Source organism: Methylophilus sp. (assembly GCF_008015755.1).
Classification (GTDB): Bacteria; Pseudomonadota; Gammaproteobacteria; order Burkholderiales; family Methylophilaceae; genus Methylophilus.
On record NZ_SSGF01000022.1, the window covers coordinates 49,187 to 61,982 of the forward strand.

Sequence of the window (12,796 nt, forward strand, 5' to 3'; positions counted from 1 at the left end):
TTTAACCAATCATTGGTTAGAGCCATGCATGGCTTGACTAATTCATTGGTGATGACGGATTGGCTTATAATAGAAGTGATTAGTTAACACAGAGAAAACCATGTTAAAGCAACGCACGCTTAAACAATCGATCAGCGCCACTGGCGTTGGGCTGCACAGCGGTGAGAAAGTCACGCTGACGCTCAAGCCTGCGCCCGCTGATCATGGAGTGGTGTTCCAGCGTGTCGATTTGCCCGATACGCCTGCCATGCGGGTCGCCCCGACGGCAGTGAATGACACTCGCCTGAGCTCCGCCCTAGAGTTTTCAGGTGCGCGCGTTGCTACCGTGGAGCATTTGATGTCTGCCCTCGCCGGTTTGGGGGTGGATAATGTGCTGATAGAGCTGACGGCCGCTGAAGTGCCCATCATGGATGGCAGTTCAGGGCCGTTTATCTATTTGCTGCAGACAGCCGGTCTGCAAGAGCTGGACGTGCCCAAGAAGTTTGTGCGCATCCTTAAACCGGTTGAAGTGATTGATGGCGATAAATGGGCAAAGTTTACGCCGCACCATGGCTTTAAAGCCGAATTTACCATTGATTTTGCGCACCCTGTGTTCGAGTTCTCCGGCAAAACCGTGACCATTGATTACGATAGCCAGAGTTATGTCGATGAAATCAGCCGTGCGCGCACGTTTGGGTTTATGCATGAGGTGGAATACCTGCGCGCCAACGGTTTAGCCAAAGGCGGCAGTCTGGATAACGCGATTGTGCTGGATGAATATAAAGTGCTCAATGGCGGTGGTTTGCGCTATGACGACGAGTTCGCCAAACACAAGGTGCTGGATGCGATTGGTGACCTGTATATCCTGGGTTATCCGATTATTGGTCAGTTTACGGCCTTTAAGTCTGGCCATGCCCTGAATAACCAGTTGTTGCGTGCTTTGCTGGCCGATGAGAGCGCCTGGGAATATTGCAGCTTTGATAATGATGCTCACGCCCCGGTCGGCTTTTTAAAACAGCGCGACTACTTTAGTCCCGTGCCACTGTTGCCCGCATAAAACGGCGAGCAGATTAATCATGTGGTGGATACGTATTTTGTTTACAGTGCTGGTGCTCAGTACGCTGATACTGGTGCTGTTAGGGTGGCAAACTGGCCAGCCACGTTATTGGCGTTGGCTCAAAACCATCTGGCGTAGTGGCTTTGTATTATTACTGCTGCTGTTGCTGTTTTTCTTTCTGAGTCGCTTGGCCAGAATTTAATTGTCCTCACGTCTTGCACGTGATGGTTGACACATGAAGACTAGACTCACTTCCCTCCTTCTTCTGGCTGCCTGTTTACTGGGGCTGGCCAGCACCGTCTCTGCTGGCGACAGCGATACGTATGCGCAAGCAAAACAGGCCTATCAAACCAGGAACCTGCCGCAGTTAATCGAAGCCACTGAAACACTCAAGCAGCGTCGTTCACCGCTGCTACCTTACCTGCAATACTGGCAAATGATCCTGACCATGGACCAGTTATCTTATTATCAGGTACAGGCATTCTTGCAAGAAAATAACGAGTCCTTGTTGTCACAACGTGTGCGTGAACTGTGGCTCAAGCGGCTGGGTCGTTTACAGTTTTGGGACCAGTTTGTCGAGATGCAGGCGCAGATGCCTATGTATTACAGCATCAATGATGTCGGTAACCAGTGCTATCAGGTGCAGGCTGGCATAGCGCTGGATGATCCCAACGCCTATGAAGACGGCAAAAAGTTGTTGCTGGCTGGTAAAGATTTACCTGCAGATTGCCAGGGCATGCTCGAAGCGTTACAGCAGGTAGGCGTGCTGGATGAAAAATTATTACTCACCTTGTATCGCGATGCCTTGTTCAGCAATAAAACAGGCTTGGCCAAAGTGCTGGCCAAACGCAGCAATAAAACCGATGCCAGCTTGCTGAAACAAATCGACGACATGGCGCAGAACCCGACGCTCACGCTGAAAAAAGGCGGCATTCAAGAGCGCTCGCCGTATGCGCGCGCCTTGTATATGTATGCCATCCATCGTCAGGCCAAGGCAGATACTGGTGTGGCGAAAACCAGCTACCAGAAATACAGCGGTTTGCTTGATAACGATGAAAAACAACTGGCCCAGGCCTACATCGCCTTAGAAGCGGCGCGCAAGCATGAGCCGGAGGCGTTGGCGGGCTTTGGCAAGGTCAATGCTGCCTTGTTGAGCAACGAACAATGGGAGTGGTATGCACGCAGCGCCTTGCGCCAGCAAGACTGGGGCCTGGTGTTAAAGGTGATTAATGACATGCCTGCAGGTTTGGCTGATGAATCTACCTGGCGGTATTGGAAAGCGCGTGCGCTGATGGCCAAAGGCCAGGTCGCAGATGCCAACCAGATACTGGCCAAGCTTTCTCAGGAAAGGCATTTTTACGGCTGGCTGGCGGCAGAAGATTTAGGACCGGTCGCGGGTGAGCCCATGGCCACTTATCAGCCTACAGATGAAGAAGTGCGGCAATTTGCCAGACAACCGGCAGTCAAACGTATGGAGGCTTTGTTTGATGTCGAGGCCCGCTATGAAGCCAGGCTGGAGTGGATGTATTTGCTCGAAGCGCTGGATGACCCAACCCGCATCGTCGCCGCGCAATATGGGCTCCTCAAGGGCTGGTATGACCTCGCGGTGCTGGCGGCAGACAAAACCAGTCGCACGCACAACTTTGAGTTGCGATACCCGACGCCTTATCGTGATTATTTGCAAAAAGCCTCGCGTAGCCGGGCCATTGATGAGGCCTGGGTGTATGGCATTATTCGCCAGGAAAGCCGCTTTATGCACTACGCCAAGTCGTCTGTGGGCGCGGGTGGCCTGATGCAGGTGATGCCAGCCACCGCCAAGTGGATTGCCAAGAAACTGGGCTGGAGTAGCTATCATGATGGCATGTTGCATGATATTGATACCAATGTGAACCTGGGCACTTACTATATGCGCTACACGTTGGACACCTTTAACGGCCAGGAAGTGATGGCGACCGCCGCCTATAATGCGGGTCCCAGCCGTGCCAGGCGTTGGGCGGCGAACACGCCGTTAGAAGGCGCTATTTACGCGGAAACCATCCCGTTTAGCGAAACACGCAATTATGTCAAAAAAGTGCTGGCCAATGCGCATATGTACGCCCCGCGACTTGGCCTGCCGATGCTCACGCTTAAAAAACGTCTGGGCACGATCCCGGCCCGTAGTAGCGGCGAGAGTGAAAGCGTGACGACGACGATCAGCATTTCAGAGCAAGAGTAAATCCGTCATGACAGCAAGTTAAGTGTCGATGTGGTTTTTGGGTACAATATCATTCATTGCAAGACGAATCAGGAATAAGCATGATGAAAACAGTCACTGTATTAGGTGGTAGCGGTTTTGTAGGCAGTAGTGTAGTTGCCAGGCTGGATCAGGCAGGATATCAGGTAAAAGTGCTGACGCGGCGCCGTGAACAGGCCAAGCACCTGATTTTGTTACCTAATGTGCAAGTGGTGGAGTGTGATATTCACGCGCAGTCTGCATTAAAAGCCCAATTGCAAGGCAGTGATGTGGTGATTAACCTGATTGGCATTTTGCATCAGACCAGCGATAACGGCTTTGAAAAAATGCACCATCAGTTTCCACGCCGCGTGGCACAGTTATGTGAAGAGCTGGGGGTGCCCCGTTTGTTGCATATGAGTGCCTTGCAAGCGTCTGTGAGTGCGCCGAGTGAGTACTTGCGCAGCAAAGCCGCGGGTGACCAGGCCGTGCTGGAATTCAGCAAAAAACTGCATGTGACCATTTTCAGGCCCTCGGTCATTTTTGGTACGCGTGACCGTTTTATCAACCTGTTTGCCAAGCTGATTCAAATGATTCCGGTGCTGGTGCTTGCCATGCCGCAAGCAAGGTTTCAGCCGATTTGGGTCGAGGATGTGGCGGCGGCCATGGTCAATGCGGTGGACGAGCCTGCAACCTATGGTAAGACTTATGAACTCGGTGGCCCTGCTATCATGACCTTGCAACAAATCATGGAGGCGGTGATGAAAACCATCCATGTGCAGCGTCCTATCATGGGCTTGAGTCTGAATATGTCCTTGTTGCAAGGCAGCTTTATGCAGTTGTTACCGATCAAATTGCTCTCACGCGACAATGTGAAGTCTATGCAGGTGGATAATGTCTGCCAGGAACCCATGGCCAACGAATTGTGTGTGGTGCCAACCGATATGTTTGCCGTGATCTCAGGCTACCTGGTCAAGAACAATCCACGCGGGGCTTACGATCAGTTTCGTGCCGCGGCTGGCCGGGTGATTAATGCCAGACGCTAATGTCTGGCCCTGACGCACCATGCAGAGCTATCTGGTAGGAGGCGCTGTCCGCGACAGCCTGCTGGGCTTGGCGGTCAAAGACCGAGATTATGTGGTTGTGGGGGCCACGCCAGCCCACATGCTGGCCGCGGGCTTTCGTGCCGTCGGCAAAGACTTTCCGGTCTTTCTGCATCCGCAAACGCAACAGGAGTACGCGCTCGCGCGCACCGAGCGCAAAACCGGCAAGGGTTACAAAGGGTTTAGTGTTTACGCAGACCCAGACGTGACGCTGGAAGAAGACCTTGCCCGACGCGATTTCACCATCAATGCCATCGCGCAAGCCGAAGATGGCAGCCTGATCGACCCTTTTAACGGCCAACTGGATATCCAGAAAAAACTGCTGCGGCATGTCACCGCCGCTTTTAGCGAAGACCCGGTGCGTATTTTGCGCGCCGCACGTTTCTTGGCACGCTTTACTGACTTTAGCGTTGCCGCCGAAACCATGCTGCTGATGCGTGAGATGGTCGCGGCTGGAGAGGTGAACGCGCTGGTGCCTGAGCGGGTGTGGCAGGAAATTGCCAAAGGTCTGATGGAGAAACAACCCAGCCGCATGTTTGAAATGTTGCGCGACTGTGGCGCCCTCAAGGTGATATTCCCTGAACTAGACCGGTTATGGGGCGTGCCACAAACAGCGACCTATCATCCCGAAATTGATACCGGCATCCACGTCATGATGGTGATTGATTATGCTGCCAAACAAGGTTATAGCTTGCCGGTCAGGTTCGCAGCACTCACGCATGACTTGGGCAAAGGCACGACGCCCGCTGATGTGTTGCCACGCCACATCGGCCATGAACTGCGTAGTGTTGATTTGATTCGTGACGTGGTTGCCCGCTTGCACGTCCCCAATGATTGCAAAGACTTGGCACTGGTGGTGGCAAAATACCATGGCAAACTGCACGCTGCGCGGCAGATGAAAGCCAGTACCTTGCTACAGTTTTTAGAGGAACTGGATGCATTTCGCCAGCGTGCGCGTTTCGAGGATTTTTTACTGGCTTGCGAGTGTGATAGCCGTGGGCGTTTAGGACTGGGAAATTGTCCTTTAGACGATGCAGCACATCTAGCCTACGCCTTACAAGCGGCGCTCACTATTGATGCGGGCGCAATTGCCAAGCAATGTAGCTCCCCCGTACATATTAAGCACTCAGTGGCTGAAGCACGCATACATGCCATACAATCTGCACTGCATTTATCGCGCTGATTTGCTTTAGGCGCCTTTCACTACAATACGGTTTCTGCCATTGCGTTTGGCCTCATACATCAGCGCATCCACAGACTCCACAAAGGTTTTAAGTTCATCATGCTGGCTAGGCGTGATACTGCCAGCGCCTACGCTAATGGTCAGAATCTGGCTGACTTCAGATTTTGCGTGGGGAATTTGATCCTTGAAGACCAGGTTACGGCAGCGCTCGGCAATTTTACTGGCGGATACCTCATTCGTCTCCGGCAAAATCAATGCAAATTCTTCACCACCAAAGCGGGCAAAAAAGTCTTTGCCGCGCACCCCAGCATGTGCCAACGTATTGGCTACTTGCTTGAGCACTTCATCGCCGCGCAAATGGCCGTAAAAGTCATTAAATTGCTTGAAATAGTCGATATCTATCATGATCAGTGAGAGCGGCTGCTGGTGCTGCCTGGCTTCCAGCCATTCTCGCTCTAGCACGCTGTCAAACATGCGGCGATTTGCAACGCCAGTTAAACCATCTTTGTAAGACAGCTCTTCAAGTTTTTTTTGCATGATGAGCAATTGCTCTTCGGTCTTTTTACGTTCGCTAATATCAAACATAAAACCGACCAAGGCTTCAGGCTCGCCGCTGGGCGTACGTATTACATGCACCACATCACGAATCCAGACAAAGTCACCGGTAGCTGTCAGTGCGCGGTAGTCCGCTTCATGATCCAGGCCTTGCAATGATTGCTGCACGCAAAAATGAAACACGCGCTCGCGATCATCTTCATGAATGCGGTTGACCCAGTCTTCGACCGATTGCCAGCTTGCAGGTGCCCAGCCTAACAAGGGCTCGATTTGCGGGCCGATGTAAGTGAATTGTTTGCTCGCCCAGTCTATCCGCCATGGAATCGCCTTGGTCGATTCGAGCAGGGTTTTGTAGGTATCGCTGTCGTTAGGGGGTGAATTGTCCATATCACACAAGTATTTATCACTATCTATGGTTTAGATTAGCGGACTGCAACAGACACCGCAATAGTCCACTGGCGCCATGCAGGTAATAAAGCGTTAACGCATAGTTTGGTCTAAGCGCTATCGCAGCAGCTTTAATGGATATTCAGATAATGCTGAATCACCAGCTTGGCCAGAAAACCGACCATGCCTAAGGTGAGCGCGAGAAACAGCGCAAATGTGCCGGTTTTGCCTGCTTTGGATTTCCAGGCCAGGTTGCCAACAATAAACACAATAAACAAGATCAGCCCGGCCAGGCCCCAGCTCATGCCAAACTCGGTGAGCTGGGCTTCATTCATGCCAAAAACGGTGGTTTCCATCGATTAAAACTTTCTACATCTCTTTTATTGCAAGCAGCCGGTGATCAGTTGTGTGACATGCTGCTCAAGGTTGTCACTGGGTTTGCGTTTAAATCCGCTTTTGGCAAAAGCATGCCAGCGGCCAAGCACAAAGCTGATCATGGTGTTGGCGGCGATGCCAGCATCGGTGATTTTATTGCCTTGTGCCTCAGCAATGCGTAATGACTGTTTGAGGCTGGCTTCCAAGCGATCCAGCAACTGGTTAATGCGCGCCTGCAGGGCATCGTCTTCGTTGACCAGCGCATCGCCTATCAGGACGCGGGACATGCCTGGGTTGCGCTCGGCAAACTTGAGCATGGTTTGCAGCATAAGCTGTACTTGTTTGAGGCCGTCGGTTTCGTCAGTGGTGATTTTGTTCATCACACCAAACAGCGCGCCTTCAATAAACTCAATCAGGCCTTCAAACATTTTGGCTTTGTTGGCAAAGTGGCGGTATAAGGCCGCTTCGGAGACATCCAGCTTGGCTGCCAGCGCGGCAGTGGTGATTTTTTCACCACGCGGCGTTTGCAGCATGCCTGCCAGGGTTTCCAGAATTTGCTGTTTGCGGTTTGCGCGTGCTTCTTTATTGATGGTTGCCATTGTGATTTCCTAGACCAAACCCATGTGAGTGTTGTTATTTTGGCAGGTATTTTAACCGCATTCGCTCAGCTCGGGAATGTATGTGGCGCTTTTTTCAATGCACTGTGAGTGAGCGCCAACACATGCGGCAACCTATATTGCACAAAGTTTGGTTTATGCAGGCGACGGCTGATCCATACCGTACGCATACCCAAACGCTTGGCGGTCATCAGGGCAGGCAGGCTGTCTTCAAACAAGGTGCAATCTGCTGCCCGGCAACGCAATTGCCGTAATAGCAGTTGAAACCCGCGCACGCTGGGTTTGGCATGAAAACGGCTAGACTCGACGCTAAACACCAGTGAAAAACAATCGGCGATGCCCAGTACCTCCAGCACGCGCAAGGCATACACGCGTGGGGCGTTGGTAAACACACATTTACGGCCTGGCAGGGCTTTGAGCAGTTGCCGCAACTGCTTGGTGGTTTGCACCATGTCGTCGGTTAAAAAGGCGTGTGTCTCGGCCAAAAAATGGTGTGGATTGATGCCGTGGTGGCGCATCAAGCCCTTGAGGGTTGCGCCGTAAATGCGCCAGTAATGCTGGCGCAGTGAACAGGCAGCAGGCTCTTCAAGCTGTAAATGGGTTTGGATATATTGCGTCATTGCCCGGTTCATCACCGGGAAGATGTGCGCGGAGGCGTTATGCAGTGTGTCGTCGAGGTCAAAAATCCACACCTGTTGGCGTCGCGGCATTGAATCAGGCCGCATCGACGCGTTGCTTGGCCGGACGCTGCAAGGCAACGCGCAGATAGTCGCTGAACACTGGGCGCGGGGCGATGGTTTTCGTGTAGTACATATCCATTTGCAAGTGTGAGGCCAGATAAATATCGGCGGCGGTAAATTGCTCGCCGCATAAAAACGGCTGCTGCTGCAAATGCGCTGCCAGCGTATCGATGGTGAGCGCCAGTGAGCCAAAGCCGAGAAATCCTGTGGCTGGCGTGCCCATGCGCGTGGTTTCCGGCGTTTTCCAATCCATCAGTGCGGCGGTGGTCGCTGCCTCTAGCGGGCCAGCCACAAAAAATAGCCAGCGGAAAAAAGCCGCCCGCGCAGCCGTGCCACCAGCCGGAATGAAGCCTTTGTCGGCAAAGGTGTCGGCCAAATAGGTGAGGATAGCGGCCGTTTCAGTTACCACTGCGTCGCCATGCGTTAACGCTGGCAGTTTGCCCATGGGGTTGATGGCCAGAAACGCCTCCGATTGCAGTGTCGGGCCCAGCGCCAGCCACTCTACGCGATAGGGCACTGCGAGCTCTTCGAGCAACCAGTGCACAGCACGGCCACGAGTGCGCTTATGGCTATAAAGAACGATCTCTGCCATCACGGATCATGTTGTCACTGGTTATTTTGCCTGGATCGATATTTTGCTTTGATCCTTATTTTGCTTTGATCAAGGTGCCGACCCCTTCGTCGGTGAGCACTTCCAGCAGCAAGGCGTGTTCAACGCGGCCATCAATGATGTGCACCGATTTAACGCCACTGCGCGCCGCATCCAGTGCTGAGCCGATTTTAGGCAACATGCCGCCACTCAGTGTGCCGTCGTCGACTAAATCGTCAATTTGTTTAGGCGTGAGGCCAGTGAGCAATTGGCCGTTTTTATCCAGCACGCCTGGCGTATTGGTGAGCAAAATCAGCTTTTCGGCATTGAGAATTTCTGCCAGTTTGCCTGCCACGACGTCGGCATTAATGTTGTAGGTTTCACCATCGCGACCAACACCAATCGGCGCCACCACGGGGATAAAGTCGCCGCTATCCAAAAAGTTGATAATGCTAGGATCAATCGCCGTAATTTCACCCACCTGGCCGACGTCTATCATTTTGCTCGGGTCTTTGAGGTCTTCCATCAGCAGTTTGTGCGCGTGAATAAAGTTGCCATCTTGCCCGGTGAGGCCAACGGCTTTGCCGCCATGGCGGTTAATCAGGTTCACAATTTCTTTATTCACCTGACCGCCCAGCACCATTTCGACCACGTCCATGGTTTCTTCATCGGTGACGCGCATGCCTTGAATAAACTCGCCTTTTTTGCCCAGCTTATCCAGCATCTCATTAATTTGCGGGCCGCCGCCGTGCACCACCACCGGGTTCATGCCGACTAACTTAAGCAGCACTACGTCCTGCGCAAAACACTCCTTGAGATGTTCGTCAGTCATGGCGTTGCCGCCGTATTTAATGACGATGGTTTTATCAAAAAAGCGTTTGATATAAGGCAACGCTTCGGACAGGGTTTGCGCTTTTTGGCTAGCGGTAGAGGTTTGCATAGGTCAAACTTTCATTCAATCATCGGGCGATTGCAGTCAATCGGGTACAGGCTGAATTTTAGCCAAAACTCATAACGGTTTGATGAAAACTTTGGATTTTCTCTGAAAATTGTAGAGTTTTTGTTTCTCGTGCGGCAATTGGTCGACATTTTGCTCGGTAAAGCCGCGTTCGAGAAACCAGTGTTCGGTACGTGTGGTCAGGCAAAATAGCCTTTTATAGCCTTTTTGACTAGCCTGCTCCTGGCAATAGTTAAACAATTTATCGCCACGGCCACCACCACGATAAGTCGGGTCTATGGCCAGGCAGGCAAATTCCACCATTTTTTCCTGGGCAAACGGATACAGTGCGGCACAACCAATCACCCGGTTGTCGTGCTCCATGACATAAAAGTAATTGATTTCCATCTCGATGCGCTCGCGTCCGCGCCGCACCAGAATACCTTCATTTTCCAGTGGTTCTATCAGCATCAAAATGCCGCCAACATCGTCAATATTGGCCTGGCGCATGGTTTCCAGCGGTAGTTCGGTAATCATGGTGCCTATGCCCTGGCGCGTAAAGAGCTCCTGAATAATGGCGCCATCGATGTGCCGCGAAATCAGGTGCGTTCTCGTTACGCCATGTTCGCAGGCGCGAACAGCGGCAGGTAAGTAATAGTTGACGTCCTCCGAGTAGTGGATGGGCTCATCACTCTCTTGCACATTGCGCAGCAGGTTTTTGGCTTTGGCCGAGGTCATTTCACGCAATAACTCGCCGCGCAGGTTTTGTACGCCACCCGAGTCCATCAAAAAAATCAGTTTTTCAGCATCCAGCGCGCTGGCCGCGCTCACTGCCACGTCTTCCAGCGTTAAGTTAAAGGTTTCACCGGTCGGCGAGTAGCCCATAGGGGATAACAACACCAATTCGCCGTCATCTAACCGCTTTTGGATGCCAATGGCATCTATCTTGCGTACTTCTCCGGTATGTTGCAGGTCTACGCCGTCGCGCACCCCTAGCGGTTTGGCGGTGACAAAGTTGCCGCTGGCGACACGGATATCGCTGCCTGCCATCGGCGAATTGGCGATGCCCATAGATAGTAGCGACTCAATTTCAACGCGGATGGCGCCGTTGGCTTCTTTGACCGCCTCCATGGCGGCATCGTCGGTAATCCGCAGGCCATTGTGTAGTTTGGGTGTCAGGTTGTCGCGTTTGAGGCGCTGTTCAATTTGCGGACGGGCGCCGTGGACCAGCACTAGCCTGACTTCCAGGCTGGCCAGTAGGTTAAGGTCGTGCGATAGGGCGACAAATTGCTGCTCGCTGACAACCTCACCGCCAAAGGCAATCACAAACGTGCTGCCGCCAAAGGCATGGATGTACGGCGCTGCTGAGCGAAACCAGTGCACAAAGTCTTTGCTGTTGGCGCTGGAGAGAATGGCAGGCGGTGTATTGGTCAGCGAGACTGGCGTCAGATTGGCATCGTACAAGCGGCCCGGTGTGGTATTTAATGCCTGCGCTGCGGCACGCAGCAGGGTCTCAGAGATGCCGATTTCACCGCGTTCAATACGTGACAAATTACTCGCATCTGTGCCCATGCGGGCAGCGAGTTGTTGTAAGGTTAAATTTTGCGATTTACGCAAATCTCTAATGTTTAATCCAAGCATTGGTCGTTTTATTAAGTTTAATATGCAAAATAATAATTAAAAATGGTTTTAATTGCAAATAATAAGGTTTTTATGATTTTTGTAGGGGTCTGCATAGACAAAAAAATGACGGCAATCGCCGTCATATAAGGTCAGAGAACACAGAGGACTACGTCAACATCAACTTACTGGCAGCGGGCGCATTGAGCGATACACACGGTTGCTCTGCCGTTTGCTCAATACCAGCTGCCAGAGTTGCCCTTGCCGAGCGCGGAAATAACCTGCGCAACACATCAGGTAGTATTTCCACATCCGGTAAAAACTTTCATCATATTTAAATTGTAACTCTGGCCAGGCCCGATTGAATTTATCCCACCAGGCCATCAGCGTGCGGTCATAATCAGGGCCAAAATTGTGCCAGTCTTCAATCAGGAATTTTTGCTCAATTGCCTGCGTGATTTCGCTGGCCGAAGGGACTTTGCCATTGGGGAAAATGTGGCGATCGATCCAGGCGTCGGTATGCAAGGCGGTTTTATGGTTGCCGATGGTATGCAGTAAAAACAGGCCGTTATCTTTGAGCAGGCGGTGTGCTGTTGCAAAATATATGGCATAGTTTTTTTGCCCGACATGCTCAAACATGCCGACGGATACAATTTTGTCGAATTGGCCATGCAGGTCGCGGTAATCCTTGAGCTGAATATCTACCGGTAATTCGGCGCAGCGTTCTTTGGCCACGGTTTGTTGCTCAACCGAGACGGTGATACCCACGACCTGTACGCCGTAGTGCTTGGCCATATGTCTGGCCAGGCCGCCCCAGCCGCAACCGATTTCAAGTACGCGGTCACCTGGTTGCAAGTCCAGCTTGCGGCAAATCATGTCCAGCTTGTTAAACTGGGCTTCTTCTAGCGTGCTGGCATGCTGCCAGTAGCCGCAGGAATAGCTCATGCTGCTGTCTAGCATGGCTTCAAACACGTCGTTACCAATATCGTAATGTTGTTGCGCGACCTGGTAGGCGCGGTGCGGCGCTTGCAAGTTAAACAGGCTATGGCGAATGACCTCACCCAGCAAGGTGAGCTTGGCCATGCCGCCCATTTTTTCATCAATATCAGCGCGCATCACGCGGTGAAAAAACTCATCCAGCCGTTTGCAGTCCCAGCGGCCTTCAATAAAAGCCTGCCCCAATCCCAACGTGCCCTTGGTCAACACATCGCGGTAAACACTTTCTTCATAGACCTGGATATCCCACGGCGCATGGCCATTAATAGTCACGCCCGTTGCGGCCAGCAGGCGGGTCAGAGTCTCGGGTGGCGCAGGCTGCTGCGCAAGCGGGTGGTGGATCGTGGTTTTCGGCATAATCGTCTGATAATCCCAAATAACACAAAACGAAAGAATGACGGCTTAACAGCATCTTAAAAAGAGTCGATGTTGCTGACAACTCGTCA

The 12,796-nt window shown here is 52.2% G+C and carries 13 protein-coding genes; 5 read left to right on the top strand and 8 right to left on the bottom strand.

Features of this window, described 5'->3' with window-relative positions:
* Positions 1 to 100: 100 nt before the first annotated feature.
* From lpxC to E6Q52_RS09295, 5 genes are all read left to right on the top strand, one after another.
* On the top strand, positions 101 to 1,036 hold the full coding sequence (lpxC, locus tag E6Q52_RS09275) for a UDP-3-O-acyl-N-acetylglucosamine deacetylase (protein WP_292821329.1): 936 nt from the start codon (positions 101 to 103) through the stop codon (positions 1,034 to 1,036).
* A gap of 19 nt (positions 1,037 to 1,055) precedes the next feature.
* Positions 1,056 to 1,238: a hypothetical protein gene (locus E6Q52_RS09280; protein WP_292821330.1), complete on the top strand. Its 183-nt coding sequence runs from the start codon at positions 1,056 to 1,058 to the stop codon at positions 1,236 to 1,238.
* A gap of 33 nt (positions 1,239 to 1,271) precedes the next feature.
* Positions 1,272 to 3,251 (top strand): transglycosylase SLT domain-containing protein, encoded by a 1,980-nt coding sequence (locus E6Q52_RS09285; RefSeq protein ID WP_292821332.1) that lies wholly within the window; start codon positions 1,272 to 1,274, stop codon positions 3,249 to 3,251.
* Positions 3,252 to 3,331: 80 nt separating this feature from the next.
* The gene (locus E6Q52_RS09290) at positions 3,332 to 4,294 is read left to right on the top strand and encodes a complex I NDUFA9 subunit family protein (protein ID WP_292821334.1); all 963 of its coding nucleotides are present in this window, start codon (positions 3,332 to 3,334) and stop codon (positions 4,292 to 4,294) included.
* A 19-nt stretch (positions 4,295 to 4,313) separates the two neighbouring features.
* Positions 4,314 to 5,534: a multifunctional CCA addition/repair protein gene (locus E6Q52_RS09295; RefSeq protein ID WP_292821336.1), complete on the top strand. Its 1,221-nt coding sequence runs from the start codon at positions 4,314 to 4,316 to the stop codon at positions 5,532 to 5,534.
* A gap of 6 nt (positions 5,535 to 5,540) precedes the next feature.
* On the opposite strand, the gene E6Q52_RS09300 is transcribed toward E6Q52_RS09295, so the two are convergent.
* The 8 genes from E6Q52_RS09300 to cfa all read right to left on the bottom strand — a co-directional run bounded on the left by E6Q52_RS09300 (position 5,541) and on the right by cfa (position 12,707).
* Entirely contained in the window at positions 5,541 to 6,476 is a 936-nt protein-coding gene (locus E6Q52_RS09300) for a sensor domain-containing diguanylate cyclase (RefSeq protein WP_292821338.1), read from the bottom strand.
* A gap of 131 nt (positions 6,477 to 6,607) precedes the next feature.
* On the bottom strand, positions 6,608 to 6,832 hold the full coding sequence (locus E6Q52_RS09305) for a DUF2788 domain-containing protein (RefSeq protein WP_019883468.1): 225 nt from the start codon (positions 6,830 to 6,832) through the stop codon (positions 6,608 to 6,610).
* A 24-nt stretch (positions 6,833 to 6,856) separates the two neighbouring features.
* Entirely contained in the window at positions 6,857 to 7,450 is a 594-nt protein-coding gene (gene slmA / locus E6Q52_RS09310) for a nucleoid occlusion factor SlmA (RefSeq protein WP_292821341.1), read from the bottom strand.
* Between the two features lie 65 nt (positions 7,451 to 7,515).
* Positions 7,516 to 8,178: a pyrimidine 5'-nucleotidase gene (locus E6Q52_RS09315; protein WP_292821396.1), complete on the bottom strand. Its 663-nt coding sequence runs from the start codon at positions 8,176 to 8,178 to the stop codon at positions 7,516 to 7,518.
* Positions 8,179 to 8,182: 4 nt separating this feature from the next.
* The gene (locus E6Q52_RS09320) at positions 8,183 to 8,800 is read right to left on the bottom strand and encodes a glutathione S-transferase family protein (RefSeq protein ID WP_292821343.1); all 618 of its coding nucleotides are present in this window, start codon (positions 8,798 to 8,800) and stop codon (positions 8,183 to 8,185) included.
* Positions 8,801 to 8,855: 55 nt separating this feature from the next.
* A complete protein-coding gene (gene argB / locus E6Q52_RS09325; RefSeq protein WP_292821345.1) occupies positions 8,856 to 9,737 on the bottom strand; it encodes an acetylglutamate kinase in 882 nt (293 codons plus the stop codon).
* A gap of 69 nt (positions 9,738 to 9,806) precedes the next feature.
* Positions 9,807 to 11,375 carry an amino-acid N-acetyltransferase gene (gene argA, locus E6Q52_RS09330; protein WP_292821347.1) on the bottom strand — a complete coding sequence of 523 codons (1,569 nt, stop codon included), beginning with the start codon at positions 11,373 to 11,375 and terminating at the stop codon, positions 9,807 to 9,809.
* 159 nt (positions 11,376 to 11,534) lie between these two features.
* Positions 11,535 to 12,707, bottom strand: a complete 1,173-nt coding sequence (gene cfa, locus E6Q52_RS09335; protein WP_292821349.1) for a cyclopropane fatty acyl phospholipid synthase — start codon at positions 12,705 to 12,707, stop codon at positions 11,535 to 11,537.
* Positions 12,708 to 12,796 lie beyond the last annotated feature (89 nt).